This window comes from Streptomyces sirii, assembly GCF_045690365.1.
Classification (GTDB): domain Bacteria; phylum Actinomycetota; class Actinomycetes; order Streptomycetales; family Streptomycetaceae; genus Streptomyces; species Streptomyces sirii.
Genome location: NZ_CP147982.1, coordinates 5,791,838 through 5,807,153 on the forward strand (window position 1 = coordinate 5,791,838; position 15,316 = coordinate 5,807,153).

General features: G+C 72.4%; 16 protein-coding genes. 9 read left to right on the forward strand and 7 right to left on the reverse strand.

Going from position 1 to position 15,316, the window contains the following annotated elements; translation table 11 throughout:
• The first annotated feature begins 23 nt into the window (after window positions 1-23).
• The 3 genes from WAB15_RS26225 (at window position 24) to WAB15_RS26235 (ending at window position 882) form a co-directional block, all read left to right on the forward strand.
• A complete protein-coding gene (locus tag WAB15_RS26225) occupies window positions 24-458 on the forward strand; it encodes an ArsI/CadI family heavy metal resistance metalloenzyme (protein WP_407287756.1) in 435 nt (144 codons plus the stop codon).
• A 114-nt stretch (window positions 459-572) separates the two neighbouring features.
• On the forward strand, window positions 573-749 hold the full coding sequence (locus WAB15_RS26230) for a hypothetical protein (protein ID WP_407289373.1): 177 nt from the start codon (window positions 573-575) through the stop codon (window positions 747-749).
• Window positions 718-882 (forward strand): DUF5958 family protein, encoded by a 165-nt coding sequence (locus WAB15_RS26235; protein WP_399150166.1) that lies wholly within the window; start codon window positions 718-720, stop codon window positions 880-882. Before WAB15_RS26230 ends, WAB15_RS26235 begins: the two co-directional genes overlap by 32 nt.
• Before the next feature lie 101 nt (window positions 883-983).
• On the opposite strand, the gene WAB15_RS26240 is transcribed toward WAB15_RS26235, so the two are convergent.
• The 3 genes from WAB15_RS26240 to WAB15_RS26250 all read right to left on the reverse strand — a co-directional run bounded on the left by WAB15_RS26240 (window position 984) and on the right by WAB15_RS26250 (window position 3,673).
• Window positions 984-1,622 (reverse strand): hypothetical protein, encoded by a 639-nt coding sequence (locus WAB15_RS26240; protein ID WP_407287757.1) that lies wholly within the window; start codon window positions 1,620-1,622, stop codon window positions 984-986.
• A 36-nt stretch (window positions 1,623-1,658) separates the two neighbouring features.
• Complete coding sequence (gene msrA, locus WAB15_RS26245; RefSeq protein WP_407287758.1) at window positions 1,659-2,327, reverse strand: peptide-methionine (S)-S-oxide reductase MsrA; 669 nt, start codon at window positions 2,325-2,327, stop codon at window positions 1,659-1,661.
• Window positions 2,328-2,542: 215 nt separating this feature from the next.
• A complete protein-coding gene (locus WAB15_RS26250) occupies window positions 2,543-3,673 on the reverse strand; it encodes a hypothetical protein (protein ID WP_407287759.1) in 1,131 nt (376 codons plus the stop codon).
• Between the two features lie 145 nt (window positions 3,674-3,818).
• Between WAB15_RS26250 and WAB15_RS26255 the strand changes: the two genes are divergently transcribed.
• Entirely contained in the window at window positions 3,819-4,979 is a 1,161-nt protein-coding gene (locus tag WAB15_RS26255) for a cystathionine gamma-synthase (protein WP_399150162.1), read from the forward strand.
• A 174-nt stretch (window positions 4,980-5,153) separates the two neighbouring features.
• On the opposite strand, the gene WAB15_RS26260 is transcribed toward WAB15_RS26255, so the two are convergent.
• The gene (locus tag WAB15_RS26260; RefSeq protein ID WP_407287760.1) at window positions 5,154-5,654 is read right to left on the reverse strand and encodes a MarR family winged helix-turn-helix transcriptional regulator; all 501 of its coding nucleotides are present in this window, start codon (window positions 5,652-5,654) and stop codon (window positions 5,154-5,156) included.
• A 163-nt stretch (window positions 5,655-5,817) separates the two neighbouring features.
• On the opposite strand from WAB15_RS26260, the gene ilvA reads away from it, so the two are divergent.
• From ilvA to WAB15_RS26275, 3 genes are all read left to right on the forward strand, one after another.
• Window positions 5,818-7,095, forward strand: coding sequence for a threonine ammonia-lyase (gene ilvA, locus WAB15_RS26265; RefSeq protein WP_399150161.1), 1,278 nt, complete (start codon window positions 5,818-5,820; stop codon window positions 7,093-7,095).
• 218 nt (window positions 7,096-7,313) lie between these two features.
• Window positions 7,314-8,336, forward strand: a complete 1,023-nt coding sequence (locus tag WAB15_RS26270) for an ATP-binding cassette domain-containing protein (protein ID WP_399150160.1) — start codon at window positions 7,314-7,316, stop codon at window positions 8,334-8,336.
• The gene (locus WAB15_RS26275; protein ID WP_407287761.1) at window positions 8,333-9,211 is read left to right on the forward strand and encodes an ABC transporter permease; all 879 of its coding nucleotides are present in this window, start codon (window positions 8,333-8,335) and stop codon (window positions 9,209-9,211) included. The genes WAB15_RS26270 and WAB15_RS26275 overlap by 4 nt, the downstream gene beginning before the upstream one ends.
• 94 nt (window positions 9,212-9,305) lie before the next feature.
• Here WAB15_RS26275 and greA read toward each other — a convergent pair whose 3' ends face one another.
• A complete protein-coding gene (gene greA, locus WAB15_RS26280; RefSeq protein WP_399150158.1) occupies window positions 9,306-9,803 on the reverse strand; it encodes a transcription elongation factor GreA in 498 nt (165 codons plus the stop codon).
• A 302-nt stretch (window positions 9,804-10,105) separates the two neighbouring features.
• A complete protein-coding gene (locus WAB15_RS26285; RefSeq protein WP_399150157.1) occupies window positions 10,106-10,516 on the reverse strand; it encodes a DUF4307 domain-containing protein in 411 nt (136 codons plus the stop codon).
• A 131-nt stretch (window positions 10,517-10,647) separates the two neighbouring features.
• Between WAB15_RS26285 and mca the strand changes: the two genes are divergently transcribed.
• Both mca and WAB15_RS26295 read left to right on the forward strand, forming a co-directional pair.
• A complete protein-coding gene (gene mca / locus WAB15_RS26290; protein ID WP_399150156.1) occupies window positions 10,648-11,520 on the forward strand; it encodes a mycothiol conjugate amidase Mca in 873 nt (290 codons plus the stop codon).
• 4 nt (window positions 11,521-11,524) lie between these two features.
• A complete protein-coding gene (locus WAB15_RS26295; RefSeq protein WP_399150155.1) occupies window positions 11,525-11,776 on the forward strand; it encodes a hypothetical protein in 252 nt (83 codons plus the stop codon).
• Window positions 11,777-12,030: 254 nt separating this feature from the next.
• Here WAB15_RS26295 and WAB15_RS26300 read toward each other — a convergent pair whose 3' ends face one another.
• Window positions 12,031-15,297 carry a tetratricopeptide repeat protein gene (locus tag WAB15_RS26300; protein WP_407287762.1) on the reverse strand — a complete coding sequence of 1,089 codons (3,267 nt, stop codon included), beginning with the start codon at window positions 15,295-15,297 and terminating at the stop codon, window positions 12,031-12,033.
• Window positions 15,298-15,316 lie beyond the last annotated feature (19 nt).

A 15,316-nucleotide genomic window follows, 5' to 3' on the forward strand; every position in this document is an offset into this window, starting at 1 on the left:
ATGCAACGTGATGGGAGATCGCCATGTCCCGCGTCCAGCTCGCCCTCAACGTCCCCGACCTTGACGCGTCGGTGGAGTTCTACGCCAAGCTCTTCGGCGTCGAGCCGGCCAAGCGCCGCCCCGGCTACGCCAACTTCGCCCTCGCCGAACCACCCCTGAAGCTCGTCCTGATCGAAGGCGAGGCCGGGCAGGAGACCCGCCTGGACCACCTCGGTGTCGAGATCGACTCCAGCGAGCAGGTCGCCGCAGCCACCGACCGCCTCAAGGAAGCCGGACTGGCGACCTTCGAGGAGAACGACACCTCCTGCTGCTATGCCCTCCAGGACAAAGTCTGGGTCCACGGCCCCGGCAAGGAGCCCTGGGAGGTCTACGTCGTCAAGGCCGACGCCGACCAGATGGGCAAGGCCCCCGCCCTGGAGGGGGACGCCTGCTGCACCGGCGGCCGGCCCGCGGCTTGAGTCCCTGGCCCGGCAGTTGCCCTCAGGCGGCAGTCGACTTGAGCAGGCCCGCAGGCTGCTTGCCCGCTGCCTCCGGAGCCGGTTCGACTCCGACCGGGCAGCTACCGGGAGATGATGAACTGCGCGCACACGTTCAACGAGGTCACCTGGCAGATCGACGACGTCGACGCGGCCCGTGACCGTGAGACCAGGGATCGGCTCCTGGCGCGGATGTACGAGGGCATCGGCCCGGCCCTGATTGACCCGATGGCGGCTCCACATGTCCGCACTCCCGCCGTACGACCTTCCTAGGGCGTTTCGACTGTTGATCGCGCTGCTGGCCATCGCCGACACCCGCCGACGTGCGCGCTACTGCGCCGGCGGGTGTGGGCACGAGTGGCATCAGCTGGCTCACCGTACAGACGCGGGACCCTCTGCCATCTGATCAGCCTTCGGCTGATGCCGGACCGATCGGGCAGGAAACCCCCACCCCGCAGTACCCGTTCGGGTTCTTGGTGTCCGAGAAGGTACTGCTGGCAGCAGTGCTCACTGGCCACTAGGGGCCGCTGCGGCGTAGGCGACGAGGTGTGCGAAGCGCAGCCACATGAGCAGATGGACGTTGAGGGGTGCGTAGCCCGGGCGAACGAGGTGCTCGATCTCGTGGATGGTCTCGGTCAGGGCGTCCCGTGTCGGGGCTTCTAGGTGGCCGAGGTGCCTGAGGTACGCGGTGGCGCAGTTGTCGAGGCGGGTGTGCAGGTCGGTCAGTTGCTGTGTCTGGCCGGCGTGGGAGAGGGTCTCGTCCGGGAGGGGGCGGCGTCGGAAGTCGGTGTGGCGGTTGGCTATGGCGGCGACGAGTCCCAGGCGGGAGGGCGCGGTTTCGCCGGGCCAGTGGGGTCCCCGCATCCGGGGTGTGTTGATGACGCCGGGGGTTCGTCTTCCGGCTGTCTTCTCGATCTGACGTCGGGCGGCGAAGGCGGCGCGTTCGTCGAGCCGGACCCTTCGGCTCTCTTCCAAAGTGTCCAGTGCGCGTAGCAGGGCTGCGGGGTCTCTGCGGAGGTCGGGGGCGGGGCGTGCCGTCGCGGCGAGGTAGGCCCAGGTCGCGTGGAAGCCGAGCGGGCAGTAGTGCCCTACGGCGCACCTCAGGGCGGTGTGCCGTAGGGGGAGTGGCAGTTGTTCGTCGCGCACCCCGCGCGCGTAGGTTCCAAAGCCCACGCGGTGACGTCAGCCGTCGGCCTTGGCCACACCCACCGGGCAGGACACTCCGGTGCCCCCGATCCCGCAGTAACCCGAGGGGTTCTTGTCGAGGTACTGCTGGTGGTAGCCCTCCGCCGGATAGAACGGGCGGGTGGTGTCGGCCGGGAGGATTTCCGTGGTGATGTCGCCGTAGCCGGAGGTGCGCAGGACGGTGCGGTAGGCGTCGCGGGAGGATTCGGCGGCCTGGTGTTGGGCGGGGGAGTGGGTGTAGATCGCGGAGCGGTACTGGGTGCCCGCGTCGTTGCCCTGGCGGAAGCCCTGGGTGGGGTCGTGGGACTCCCAGAAGAGCTTCAGCAGGGCGGTGTACGGGACGACCGCCGGGTCGAAGACGACGCGGACGGCCTCGGTGTGGCCGGTGTGGCCGCTGCAGACCTCTTCGTAGGTGGGGTTCGGCGTGTGCCCGCCCTGATAGCCGACGAGGGTGGTCCACACGCCCTCGGTCTGCCAGAACTTCCGCTCGGCGCCCCAGAAGCAGCCCAGGCCGAAGTCGGCGATCTCCAGGCCGTCCGGGTACGGGCCCAGCAGCGGGTTGCCGAGGACGGTGTGCCGGTCGGGGACGGCGAAGGCCCGCTCGGCACGGCCCTCAAGGGCTTCCTCGGGGGTGGGCAGGTGGGTCTTGAAGCGGGAGAACAGCATGGGGATCAGGCTCCTGGGAGGACGGAGAGCGGGGGACCGGGCGGGAGCTTGGGGGAGCGGGGAAAGTGGGAGGAGACGTGGTGACCGGGCGGGCTGAGCGGGTGTGCAATGACACCAACGTCCAGGGGCGGGGCGGCATTCCGTCCGTCCGGAGGCGGGACGGTGTTCCCTCGGGGCGGCGCGTTGTGCGGGGCGGGTGCGCCGGCGGGTGCGACCTAGTTGCCCGCCGGTGGGAATCCCGCCGACGTTCCGCCGAGCTGTTCCCAGCCGGCGATGGCCAGGGCACGGTAGGCGGCGTATTCCGCGGCGGGGCTGTGGCCGTAGGACCAGGGGACGGCGCCGACGTGGCCGTCGACGAGGCGGAGCTGCTCCATGGCCTCGGCGTAGCGCTCGGCGCGTACCAGGAACCACACCAGCAGATGGCGGACGTGCGGTGCCATGGGGTGGTCGGCGGGGGCCTCGCGGAGCGCGAAGTGGGCGCCCTCGATGGCGCGCTCGACGACCGCGCTCTGGTAGAGGCTGCGGACCATGTTGGCCTCGGGGAGGTGCTCGTAGACCGCGAAGAGGGGGAGCGCCGGGAGCAGGGTCCCCGCTGGGGCTCCGGCCGCCGCGCGCTCGGCGAAGGCCTCGGCCTCCTTGCGGGAGCCGTGCCACTTCTGCGACCAGTAGGGGAGGGCGGCGAGGTGGGCGCCCATGTGCTGCGGGGCGCGCTGGGCGACCTTGGCCCACAGCTCCTCGTAGTCGGCGGGGCGGTCGCCCAGGCCGCGGGCGACGGCCAGTTCCGTGATGTACGGGATCGGGCTGCCGGGGGCCAGCAGCGCCGCCTCCCGGCAGACCGTACGGGCCTCCTCCAGGATCATCCGGAAGTCCTGCGAGCCCGGGTCGCGCAGCGCCTGGACGACCAGGAACTGGGCGTGCGTCTGGGCGCCGCCGGGATCCTTGGGCGCCTCCGAGCGCCAGGTCCGCAGCCAGATGCCGCCCGTCCGGCGCCCGCCGTCCGCTGCCTCCCTGCCCTCGGCCAGCTCGAACGCGGCCGCGCCGGCCAGCGTCTGCACCCGCTGCCAGCGGCGCTCCCAGTCGTCGCCGGTGGACTTCAGCAGCTCGGCCGCCGGGCGCCAGTCGTGCGTCCGGCGCATCTCGGCCAGCGCGGCGTCCAGCTCCTCGTCGGGGCCCGGGAGCCGTACGTCCAGCTTCTCCAGGGGTACGAAGCCGTAGCCCGCCATCGGGTCGGCGGCCACCACCAGGCCCCGCTGGGTGTGGGCGGCGGCCCGCCGGCGGCGCATCCAGGGCAGGAAGACGAAGCCGCCGAGCGCGAGCGCGGCGAGGAGAACGAGCAGAGCGTCCATGTGAGGTGTCCTGTACCTGTAGCGGTGCGGCGGGGCGGGTGCTGAGGGGGCGCGGTGGGAACCGGTGTGCGGCCCCTTGTATGTATCCACTATCCAGCGAACCAGAAAGTTCCGGAAAGGGCGGAGCCGACTACCCTCGACAGGCATGAGCGATCAGCGCGACCAGCGCCACCAGCATTTCGAGACCCGTGCCATCCACGCAGGCCAAGAGCCCGACCAGGCGACCGGCGCGGTGGTGCCGCCCATCTACCAGGTGTCCACGTACAAGCAGGACGGGGTGGGCGGGCTGCGCGGCGGCTACGAGTACAGCCGCAGCGCCAACCCGACCCGTACCGCCCTGGAGGAGAACCTCGCCGCCCTGGACGGCGGCCGCCGCGGCCTGGCCTTCGCCTCCGGCCTCGCCGCCGAGGACTGCCTGCTGCGGACCCTGCTGAGCCCCGGCGACCATGTCGTCATCCCCAACGACGCCTACGGCGGAACGTTCCGTCTCTTCGCGAAGGTCGTCGAGCGGTGGGGCGTGGAGTGGTCGGTGGCCGACACCTCCGACCCGCAGGCCGTCCGCGCGGCGCTGCGGCCCCGTACGAAGGCGATCTGGGTGGAGACGCCCAGCAACCCGCTGCTCGGCATCAGCGACATCGCGGCGCTGGCCGGCATCGCGCGGGACGCGGGCGCCAAGCTCGTCGTCGACAACACCTTCGCCAGCCCCTACCTCCAGCAGCCGCTCGCCCTCGGCGCCGACGTGGTGGTCTACTCCACCACCAAGTACATGGGCGGCCACTCGGACGTGGTCGGCGGCGCCCTGGTCGTCAACGACGACACCCTCGGCGAGGAACTCGCCTACCACCAGAACGCGATGGGCGCGATCGCCGGCCCGTTCGACGCCTGGCTGGTGATGCGCGGCATCAAGACGCTGGCCGTACGGATGGACCGGCACAGCGCCAACGCGGCGCGCGTCGCCGAGATGCTGTCCTCCCACAAGAAGGTGACCCGGGTCTTCTACCCGGGCCTGGCCGAGCACCCGGGCCACGAGGTCGCCGCCAAGCAGATGCGCTCCTTCGGCGGCATGGTGTCGTTCCAGGTCGCGGGTGGCGAGCAGGCGGCGGTGGAGGTCTGCAACCGCGCCGGGCTGTTCATCCTCGGGGAGTCGCTGGGCGGTGTGGAGTCGCTCATCGAGCACCCGGGGCGGATGACCCACGCCTCGACGGCCGGTTCCGCGCTGGAGGTCCCCGGTGACCTCGTGCGCCTCTCGGTCGGCATCGAGTCCGCCGACGACCTGCTGGCCGATCTGACGCAGGCGCTGGGCTGATCACCCGGGCACCGGGCCGACGGGCCGGTGCCGCACCGGTCCGTCACCGCCCTTGCGTACGGGGGGTGGTGACGGACGGCGGCGGGCGCTGTGGATCGGGCGCGGCGGGGCGTCCTGCCCCGGCGGCGCCAGGAGGCCGGCCCCGTCGGTGTCGGCAGGCCGGCCCCGTCGGTGTCAGGAAGCCGGGCCCGCCGGCGTCAGGGACGCGGTGATGTCGGAGAGGGAGGCGTTGAAGCGGGTCAGGAGCGTGGTGAAGGCCTCGCGCTCCTCCGCGGACCAGCCCTCCGTCACCAGTTCCATCAGCGCCCGGCGCGAGGCCCGCACCTCGTCGAGCCGGGCGTGCCCGCGCTCGGACAGCTGGAGCACCACGGCCCGGCCGTCCTCGGGGTGGGTGGCGCGGCTGACCAGCCCGGAGTCGACCAGCGGGGCGACCTGCCGGGTGACCGTCGAGGAGTCGATGCCCATGCCGGCGGCCAGGGCCTTGACGCCCATCGGGCCTTCCTGGTCGAGGCGGTTGAGCAGCAGGTACGCGGCGCGGTCCATGGAGTTGCGCGCCTGTCCGACGCCGCCGAGCCGGCTCTGTTCCGCGCGGCGGGCGAAGACGGCCACTTGGTGCTGCAGCGCGTCGAGGAGAGCGGGATCGGTGTGGGTCGTCATGTCCGAAGAGGTGGGCATGGCCGGGAGCTCGCTTCGATGGATATGCGTATGGGTGGGAGGACAGCGTACGCGGACCCGGCGCGGAGCGTACCTGTGCTGCCCATTTTGATAACGCCCTGTAACCCCTGCCCGCCCCTTGGACGGACGGGCCGGGCGCCGGGCGAACTGCGAGACTGGCGGCATGGCAGCTCCTTCGCCGCGAACGCCGCACCACCCCTCCGCATCCGCGCCCCCCGCCGCCGACCGGATCGCCGGCGGTCCGATCACGGTCGATGACGTACGCGAGGCGCACAAGATCCTCTCCGGGGTCTCCCGGGCCACCGCGATGGAGGGCAGCCGCTATCTGTCCGGGCTGGTCGGCGCGCCCGTGCACCTCAAGTGCGAGAACCTCCAGCGCACCGGCTCGTTCAAGATCCGCGGCGCCTATGTACGGATCGCCGGGCTCAGCGCGCAGGAGCGGGCGGCCGGTGTGGTGGCCGCGAGCGCCGGCAACCACGCACAGGGCGTGGCGCTCGCGGCGTCCCTGCTGGGGGTGCGCTCGACGGTGTTCATGCCGGTCGGCGCGCCGCTGCCGAAGGTCGCCGCGACCCGCGAGTACGGCGCCGAGGTGCGGCTGGAGGGCCAGGTGGTCGACGAGACGCTGGCCGCCGCCGAGGAGTACGCGCGGCGGACCGGCGCGGTCTTCATCCACCCCTTCGACCACCGCGACATCATCGCCGGCCAGGGCACGGTCGGTCTGGAGATCCTGGAGCAGTGCCCGGAGGTGCGCAGCATCGTCGTGGGGGTCGGCGGCGGCGGGCTCGCGGCGGGTGTCGCGCTCGCGGTCAAGGCGCTGCGGCCGGATGTGAAGGTCATCGGGGTGCAGGCGGCCGGTGCGGCCTGCTATCCGCCGTCGTTGGCGGCCGGGCGTCCGGTGGCGGTCGAGGGGCTGTCGACGATGGCGGACGGCATCAAGGTCGGGCGGCCCGGCGAGGTGACCTTCGAGATCGTCCGGGAGCTGGTGGACGAGGTCCGTACGGTCTCCGAGGACGAGCTGTCCAGCGCGCTGCTGCTGTGCCTGGAGCGGGCGAAGCTGGTGGTGGAGCCGGCCGGGGCGAGTCCGGTGGCGGCGCTGCTCGCCGACCCGGAGTCCTTCGAGGGGCCGGTGGTGGCGGTGCTGTCCGGGGGGAACGTCGACCCGCTGCTGATGCAGCGCATCCTGCGGTTCGGCATGGCGGCCGGCGGCCGCTACCTGTCGCTGCGGCTGCGGCTGACGGACCGGCCGGGGGCGCTGGAGACGATGCTCGGGGTGCTGACGGTGGTCGATGCCAACGTCCTGGACATCGGTCATGTGCGTACCGATCCGCGGCTCGGGCTGACCGAGGTCGAGGTGGAGCTGCATCTGGAGACCAAGGGCCCGGCGCACTGCGCCGAGGTGCGCGCGGCGCTGAGCGGGGCGGGCTACGCGGTGGCGGAGTGACCGGCGGCGGCGTCGCGCGGTGACCCGCGTGGCCGGGCGCGGGGGTTCGCACGGGATTCGAAATTTGTATCGCGATGTATCGCGTTGGGGAGTAGCATCGCGGCTGCGGGATGCCGGTCGGCTGTGGCGTTCCGCTGCGGACAAATGCTTACAGGGCGCTAAAGACCGCCAAACGTAACATTCGATCTGGAACTGACCCAAGCTATGGGGGTACCCCTATGCCAGGCGCCATTTACGCCGAAGGTCTGGTGAAGACCTTCGGCGATGTGAGGGCACTGGACGGCGTCGATCTGGACGTTCCCGAAGGAACCGTCCTCGGAATGCTCGGCCCGAACGGTGCCGGCAAGACCACCGCCGTACGGGTTCTGACGACCCTTCTCCGGCCCGACAGCGGCAGGGCGCAGGTCGCCGGGATCGATGTCCTCGCACACCCCGACAAGGTACGCCGGTCCATCGGCCTCTCGGGCCAATTCGCCGCCGTGGACGAGTACTTGACCGGTCGCGAGAACCTGGTGATGGTCGGCCAGCTCTACCAGATGAGCGGTCGCGACGCCAAGCGCCGGGCCGCCGAGCTGCTGGAGCGCTTCCACCTCGGCGACGCCGCCGAGCGCACCGCCAAGACCTACTCCGGCGGGATGCGCCGCCGCCTCGACCTCGCGGCCGCGCTGGTCGTCAGCCCGCCCGTGATGTTCATGGACGAGCCGACCACCGGCCTGGACCCGCGCAACCGCCAGGCGCTGTGGGACGTCATCCAGGAGCTGGTCGCGGGCGGTACGACGCTGCTCCTCACCACCCAGTACCTGGAGGAGGCCGACCGCCTCGCGCACGACATCTGCGTCGTCGACCACGGCAAGGTCATCGCCCGCGGCACCTCCGACCAACTCAAGGCGCGCACCGGCGGCGAGCGGGTGGAGGTCGTGGTGCACGCGCCCGAGCACCTCACCGTCGCCGACGAGGTCCTGCGCGGCTTCGCCAAGGGCGAGGGCACGGTCGAACCGCATATCCGCAAGCTCACGATCCCGGTGACCGGCGGCGCCAAGCTGCTCGCCGAGGTCATCCGCGAACTGGACGTGCGGGGCGTGGAGATCGACGACATCGGTCTGCGCCGCCCCACCCTCGACGACGTGTTCATCTCGCTGACCGGGCACGCCGCCGAGACGACGGACGACAGTGCCGCCCCGGCCGGGGCGGACGGCGCCGACGCCGCATCGGGCGGGCGCCGGAAGGAGGGTGTGAAGTGACGACGGTGACCCAAGCGGCCGGTGGTTCCCACTCTCCCGCCCCGCAGTCCCGCGGCGGTGTCGGCCAGTCCGTGCGCGACTCGCTGGTGGTCGCCAAGCGCAATCTGATCCGGATGCTGCGGATCCCCGAAGTCGTGATCTTCGGACTGATCCAGCCGATCATGTTCGTGGTGCTGTTCACCTACGTCTTCGGCGGCTCCATCAACATCCCCGGCGCCCCGATCGGCGACGCCCAGGCCTATCACGAGTTCCTGATGGCCGGGATCTTCGCGCAGACCGTCACGTTCGCCACGGCGGGCGCCGGCGCGGGCATCGCCGACGATATGCACAAGGGGCTGATCGACCGGTTCCGCTCGCTGCCGATGTCGCGCGGCGCGGTGCTCACCGGCCGGACCCTCGCCGACCTGGTGCAGACCGCGCTGACGCTGGTGGTGCTGGCGGTGGTCGCGCTGCTGATCGGCTGGCGCACCCACGAGAACCTCGCCGAGGTGCTCGCCGGCTTCGCGCTGCTGCTCCTGCTCGGCTACGCCTTCTCCTGGATCGGCGCGCTGATCGGCCTGTCGGTGCGCACGCCCGAGGCGGCCACGTCCGGCGGGCTGATCTGGCTCTTCCCGCTGACCTTCATCTCCAACGCGTTCGTGCCGATCGACGGCATGCCGCCGTTCCTGCAGCACGTCGCGGAGTGGAACCCCTTCAGCGCGACGGTGGCCGCGGCCCGGGAGCTGTTCGGCAACATCCCCGCGGGGGTGCCCAAGTCGGTGACCGGCGCCTGGCCGATGGAGCATCCGGTGCTGGCGTCGGTGATCTGGTCCGTACTGATCATCGCGGTCTTCCGGGGCCTGGCGGTCCGCAAGTACCGGTCGGCGACGGCCTGAGGGGCCCGGGCGCGGGGAGCGCGCAGACACGGCGAAGCGGCCCGGAGCACGATGCTCCGGGCCGCTTCGGCACTGCCTGAGAGTGTCGCGGGGCTCAGCCGCTGTAGGGCTTGGCGTCGAGGATCCGCACGCTCGCCTTCTTGCCGTTGGGGAGCTCGTACTCCGCGTCGGCGCCGACCTTCTTGCCGTTCACGCCCGTACCCAGCGGCGACTGCGGGGAGTAGGTCTCGATGTCCGAGCTCGCGTACTCCCGCGAGGCCAGAAGGAACGACAGCGTGTCGTCGGGGTCCCCGTCGAACGCGATGGTGACGACCATGCCGGGAGCGACGATGCCGGTCGCGGCGGGGGCCTCGCCGACCTTCGCGCTCTGCAGCAGCTGGGTCAGCTGGCGGACGCGAAGCTCCTGCTTGCCCTGCTCTTCCTTGGCCGCGTGGTACCCGGCGTTCTCCTTCAGGTCACCTTCCTCGCGGGCCGCCGCGATCTTCTCGGTGATCTCGGCGCGTGCGGGACCAGACAGGTGCTCCAGCTCGGCCTTGAGCTGGTCATACGCCTCCTGGGTCAGCCAGGTGACGTTCTCGCTGGTCTGGGTCACAGGTGCTCCTCGTCGGTACTGGGGATAAATCAAACGCCCTACCAGGAAGGTTTGCGCCTTCACAGGTGGGCGAAACCACGAGCCTAACAATTCCGGCACAAAACGGGGAAGAGGAAATTCACAGTCGCCGCACAGGAACGCATCATCCCTGATCAGAGGCGGTCACGACACGTCTGCGGGTCGCCGGCGGCCGGGCGTGGCCGAAGGCGCGGTCGCGGGCGGTCGCCGGGCCGTCGCGGTGCGGTCACGGCCCGCCGGGCGCCGTGCGCGCTCCCCCTCGCCCGCCGGGCGCGGTCGCGGGCTCAGCCCTTGCCGGCCGCCGTGCAGCCCACCAGCACGGCGTTGGTCGCCCGCTTCGTCGTACGCAGCGTGACCTCGGTGTCCACCTGCTCCGTGCGCTGATCGACGGTGACGTCCTTGCGGCCGACCTCGGCGCCGTCCGCGGACTGCGAGCGCAGGGTGCACACACCCTTGGCGTCGGCGTCCTTGACGACTTCGAGGTGGACCTTGACGGCGTGATCGGACACCGCGTCCCAGGTGATCACGCGGCCGCTGAGGTCCTGGCCCGCGATGTAGGAGGCGCCCGACCAGCCGACCACGCCCAGCAGCGCGACGCCGAACACCGCACCGATGATCTTGAGCTTGCGGTCCGCGCCCTGGTCCGCGGAGCGGCCGTAGCGTCCGTCGGGGAGCCCTTCGCGCACCGCGGCCATGATCAGTCCTCCTGCCTGCGGGGACCTCGGTCGGAAACCCCCGGGGGGTCCCCGCCCCAGGGAATACAGCGCCCCCTCGCTTCGGTCACTATAGGAGGCATCTTCTCCGGCCCTTACCTGAGGATCGAGTCTTGACTGAGCAGCTGCGTTTGATGGCGGTCCACGCCCACCCCGACGACGAGTCGAGCAAGGGTGCGGCCACCATGGCCAAGTACGTGTCCGAGGGGGTGGACGTGCTGGTCGCCACCTGCACAGGCGGTGAGCGCGGCTCCATCCTCAACCCCAAGCTCCAGGGGGACCCGTACATCGAGGAGCACATCCACGAAGTGCGCAAGCGGGAGATGGACGAGGCCCGGGAGATCCTGGGCGTCAAGCAGGAGTGGCTGGGCTTCGTCGACTCCGGGCTGCCCGAGGGCGACCCGCTGCCGCCCTTGCCGGAGGGTTGCTTCGCGCTGCAGGACGTCGAGGAGGCGGCGGGGCGGCTGGTGAAGCTGATCCGGGAGTTCAAGCCGCAGGTCATCACGACCTACGACGAGAACGGCGGCTACCCGCACCCGGACCACATCATGACCCACAAGATCACGATGGTGGCCTTCGAGGCGGCCGGCGACCCGGAGAAGTACCCGGAGGCCGGCGAGCCCTGGCAGCCCCAGAAGCTCTACTACAACCAGGGCTTCAACAAGCCGCGCACGATCGCGCTGCACGAGGCGCTGCTGGCGCGCGGCATGGACTCGCCCTACGGCGAGTGGCTGGAGCGCTGGAAGCAGTTCGAGCAGCGTGAGCGCACGCTGACCACGTACGTCCCCTGCGACGAGTTCTTCGAGATCCGGGACAAGGCGCTGATCGCGCACGCCACCCAGATCGACCCCGACGGCGGCTGGTTCCGGGTGCCGATGGACATCCAGCGCGAGGTCTGGCCGACGGAGGAGTACGAGCTCGCGAAGTCGCTCGTGGAGACTTCCCTCCCCGAGGACGACCTCTTCGCGGGCATCCGCAACAATTGAGCCCATGATGAGCGCGACCAGCACCCTCGCCCTGACGCACTTCGTCACCCTTGCCGACAGCTTCGACAAGAACAAGGTGACCCCCGGCGTCCTCGGCTTCATCGTCTTCGCGGTCATCGGCGGCGCCGTGTGGCTGCTGATGAAGTCCATGAACAAGCACATGAAGAAGGTGGACTTCGTCGAGCAGCCGGAGGAGGGCGAGGCGGGCACCCGCGCCTCGGCCGCCTCGACGGCCGCCGAGCCGAAGACCGGCTGAGGAGGCGGATCGGCGGGTGTGCGGCGCGCCCGCGCCGGGCGAGGGCCCGGCTCGGCGCCCGCATCGGCTCGCCGGTCCCCGCAGACCGGGTGACGGCCGAGGGCCGGCCGAATGGCTCAGGCCGGCCTGCCGCCCCGGCGGCTCGCTGACCCGAGTGGTCAGCGAGCCGGGCCGCATGCCCTCGGCAGCCGGGCGCCGCCCCGGTCGGGCCGGGCGTCACGGGCTCGGCGTGGCCCCGGGACCCGCGCCCCGGGTCACTCCGCGACGCCCGGTGCGACCAGCACCCCCATGACCTCACGTGCGTGGCGGTGGGGCACCATGCCCAGGCGCCACGCCTGCCAGCCCGATTCCGGCTCCACTCCGCGGTCCAGGAGCAGGGCGAACGCCTCCGCGCAGTCCTCCAGCTTCGCGTCGCGCAGCGGGTGCCCGTCGCGCACCAGCCGGGCCAGCTCCTCCTGGGCCACGGCCGTGCCCACCACGCTGCCGCCCGGTGAGGCGAACGGCAGCAGCGTGCAGCGCAGGAACCGCGCCCAGTCCGCACCGCGCCGGTCGCCGTAGCCGTCGAATATCCGGGCCGCCTCGTCGGCCAGCTCCAGCGCCTGCGCGGCCCGGCCGTTGCCGGCGTCGATGATCACCAGCTCCAGGCAGGACCACGCCTCGCCGTGCGGCACCCCGATCCGCTGGAAGTCCCTGCGGGCGTCCTGCAGCAGCTGGCGGGCGAAGCCGCTGTTGCGCAGCGAACCGGTCTGCGCCGCCCGCAGATCGCGGGTGACCCGCCCCGAGTGGTGCCGGGCGCAGGCCAGGCCGTAGCCGTCCTGCATCCGGCTGAACATCGTCCGCGAGCGCTCCAGCTGCCGCAGCGCCGCGTCGTGCTCGCCGCGCTCCTCCAGCGCCTGGCCCAGGTAGTACATCGTCCAGGCCTCACCGCGGGCGTCCTCGTGCTGATGGTGCAGCGGCAGCGCCTGCCGCAGCCCGTCCGCCGCGGGCCCGGGCTCGCCGTCCAGCAGCCGGGCGCGGGCCAGCTGCGTCATCGCCCAGGCCTCGCCCCGCTCGTCGTGCGTCCGGCCGTACAGCTCCAGCGCGGCGTGCAGCGCGCTCTCCGCCCGGGGCACCTCGCCCATCCGCAGATGGACCTGGCCGAGCTGGAAGTGCGCCCACGCCTGGCCGTGCAGGCTCTCGCTCTCCTCGTGCAGCTCCAGCGCCTCGCGGAGCATGGCGATGGCGTCGGCGATCCGCGCCCGGTCCCGCTCCACCGCCGCCAGGGCGTGCAGCGTCCAGGCCCGGTCGCCGCGCAGGTCCGGGCCCGACTGCAGCGCAAGCGCCTCACGGAGCTTGGCCGCGGCCTCGGTGAGGTCGCCCTGCTGCTGGAGTGTGATGCCCAGGTCGCGCAGCGCGCGGGCGGCGCCCGCCGGATGCTGCGCCTCGAAGTAGAGATCGACCACCGACGACAGGGTCGTGCGCGCCTTGTCGAGCTCGCCGAGCTGCCGGGCCGCCACACCCGTACGCCACTGCACCGAGCGGACCAGCAGCCCCTGGCCGACCGCCCGGGTCAGCTCGCTCAGCTCGCCCAGGCGGTAGAGGTCCCCGCGCAGCAGGCAGTAGTCGGCCAGCGCGCCCAGCAGATGGGAGACCGCCGCCTGGTCCACGCCCTGGTCGGCGTGGCGCAGCGCGGCCGTGATGAAGCTGGTCTCGTCGTCGAGCCACTGCAGAGCGGCGTCCAGGGACGTGAAGCCGTGCGAGCCGAAGCGGTCGGCGCGGGTCGACGTCCGGCCGTCGACCAGCCGGATGACCGAGTCGGCCAGCTCCGCATAGCCGCGGATCAGCCGCTCCTGGGCCACGCCGCGCTCGCCGGCGTCCTCCTCGTCCACCAGCCGGCCGTGGGCGAAGCGGTGCACCAGGGCGTGCAGGCGGTAGCGCTCGCCGCGGACGTGCTCGATCAGCCCGGCCCGGGCCAGCGCCGTCAGCTGCCGTTCCGCCTCCGCGTGGTCGACGTCCAGCAGCGCCGCCGCGGCCGCCGCCCCCAGGCTCGCCCGGCCCACCAGCGCCAGCCGGCGCAGCAGCCGCCGGGCCGTCTCGGACTGGTCGGCGTAGCGCAGCGACAGCGCCCGCTCCACCGGCGGCACCGTGTCGTGGGCCGCCAGGTCCGCGGCCAGCGCGGCGGCCGTGCGCGATCCGAGGGAGGAGCCCGCCACCCGCAGCGCCAGCGGCAGCCCCGCGCACAGCGCGGAGACCTCCTCGACCGCTTCGGGGTCAGCCGCCTCGCCCGGCGTCCGCGCACCGTCCGCCGCGGCGGTGCGCAGCAGCTCTTCGGCGCCCGCCGCGTCCAGCGGCCCCACGGGCAGCTGGTGCACCCACGCGGGCAGGTCCCCGGGCAGCTCCAGCGGTGCCCTGGACGTCACCAGCACCAGGCTGTCGGAGCGGTCCGGTACCAGCGTGCGCACCTGCTCGGGGTCCGAGGCGTCGTCCAGCAGGACCGTCACCGGAAGGCCCGTCAGATGCTGGTGGTACAGCTCGGTGAGCCGCTTGACGTGCTGCTCCTGGGACGGGCGCTCGCGGAACAGCAGCTGCTCGCGCGGTGCGCCCAGGCGGTTGAGCAGATGCAGCAGCGCGTCCCGGGTCGGCAGCGGCACCTCACCGGGGGTGTCCCCGCGCAGGTCCACCACACAGGCGCCGCGGAACTGATCGCGCAGTTGGTGCGCGGCCCGCACCGCCAGCGCGGTGCGCCCCGAGCCCGGCTCGCCGTGCAGCACCACCACCGTCGGCTTGGTCTCGGTGCTCGCGCGGGCGGCGTGCACCCACTGCGCGATCCGCGCCAGTTCGTCCCGCCGCCCCGCGAACGGGCCGTCGGGGCGGGGGAGTTGGGAGAACGAGTGCTCCAGTACGGACCGCTGCCGGGCGGCGGCGCTGCGGTCCGCGCCGCGCAGCTGCGGCCCCCGGGCGGCCTTCGACGCAGCGGCCGGCTGGGCCGCCGCGGCCGCCGCCGTCAGCATCCGCTGCTGGTCCAGGAACGGCCGGACGCCCCGGACCTCCAACGCCGTCAGCCACTGCAGCCGCAGCTGCTCCGGGCCGCCGGGCTGACCGCGCAGCCCGGCCTGGCGGTGCGCCGCCGGCCAGTGCCCCGCGGTGAGCTTCACGACCGTGGCCGCCGCGCCCGCCACCACCACGGCGGCTCCCACGCCCAGCGCCGCGCCCGCGCCCGTGCCGTACGCGAGGTCCGTGGCGAACGCCGCGACCGCCGCGACCGCCGTCGCCACCGCGGGGGTGCCCAGCTCCTTGCGGCACAGCCGCTGTGCCAGCGACGGCTGACCGGCGGCCGCCTCGTCCAGGGCCCGGACATACGCGGTGTACTCCTCGGCGGCGCTGCCGGTCAGCTCCTCCAGCGCCGCCTGCGCTCTGCCGCGCAGCGTGCCGGCGTCCAGCCGCCCGTCCGAGCGCCGCACCTCTTCCTCGACGGCCCTGGTCAACAGAGCTTCCGCCGCCGCCCGATGATCGGCGCGCAGCGCGGCCGGTGAGCCCGACATACCTCTCCCCCTCCAGCAG

What these genes read in the sequence shown, in the direction of transcription:
- WAB15_RS26260 (WP_407287760.1), bottom strand. Translation starts at nt 5,654, where the DNA reads ATGCCCACCTCTTCGGACATGACGACCCACACCGATCCCGCTCTCCTC.
- WAB15_RS26295 (WP_399150155.1), top strand. Translation starts at nt 11,525, where the DNA reads ATGATGAGCGCGACCAGCACCCTCGCCCTGACGCACTTCGTCACCCTT.
- msrA (WP_407287758.1), bottom strand. Translation starts at nt 2,327, where the DNA reads ATGCTGTTCTCCCGCTTCAAGACCCACCTGCCCACCCCCGAGGAAGCC.
- WAB15_RS26230 (WP_407289373.1), top strand. Translation starts at nt 573, where the DNA reads ATGAACTGCGCGCACACGTTCAACGAGGTCACCTGGCAGATCGACGAC.
- WAB15_RS26270 (WP_399150160.1), top strand. Translation starts at nt 7,314, where the DNA reads ATGCCAGGCGCCATTTACGCCGAAGGTCTGGTGAAGACCTTCGGCGAT.
- ilvA (WP_399150161.1), top strand. Translation starts at nt 5,818, where the DNA reads ATGGCAGCTCCTTCGCCGCGAACGCCGCACCACCCCTCCGCATCCGCG.
- WAB15_RS26300 (WP_407287762.1), bottom strand. Translation starts at nt 15,297, where the DNA reads ATGTCGGGCTCACCGGCCGCGCTGCGCGCCGATCATCGGGCGGCGGCG.
- WAB15_RS26255 (WP_399150162.1), top strand. Translation starts at nt 3,819, where the DNA reads ATGAGCGATCAGCGCGACCAGCGCCACCAGCATTTCGAGACCCGTGCC.
- WAB15_RS26235 (WP_399150166.1), top strand. Translation starts at nt 718, where the DNA reads ATGTCCGCACTCCCGCCGTACGACCTTCCTAGGGCGTTTCGACTGTTG.
- WAB15_RS26285 (WP_399150157.1), bottom strand. Translation starts at nt 10,516, where the DNA reads ATGGCCGCGGTGCGCGAAGGGCTCCCCGACGGACGCTACGGCCGCTCC.
- WAB15_RS26225 (WP_407287756.1), top strand. Translation starts at nt 24, where the DNA reads ATGTCCCGCGTCCAGCTCGCCCTCAACGTCCCCGACCTTGACGCGTCG.
- WAB15_RS26250 (WP_407287759.1), bottom strand. Translation starts at nt 3,673, where the DNA reads ATGGACGCTCTGCTCGTTCTCCTCGCCGCGCTCGCGCTCGGCGGCTTC.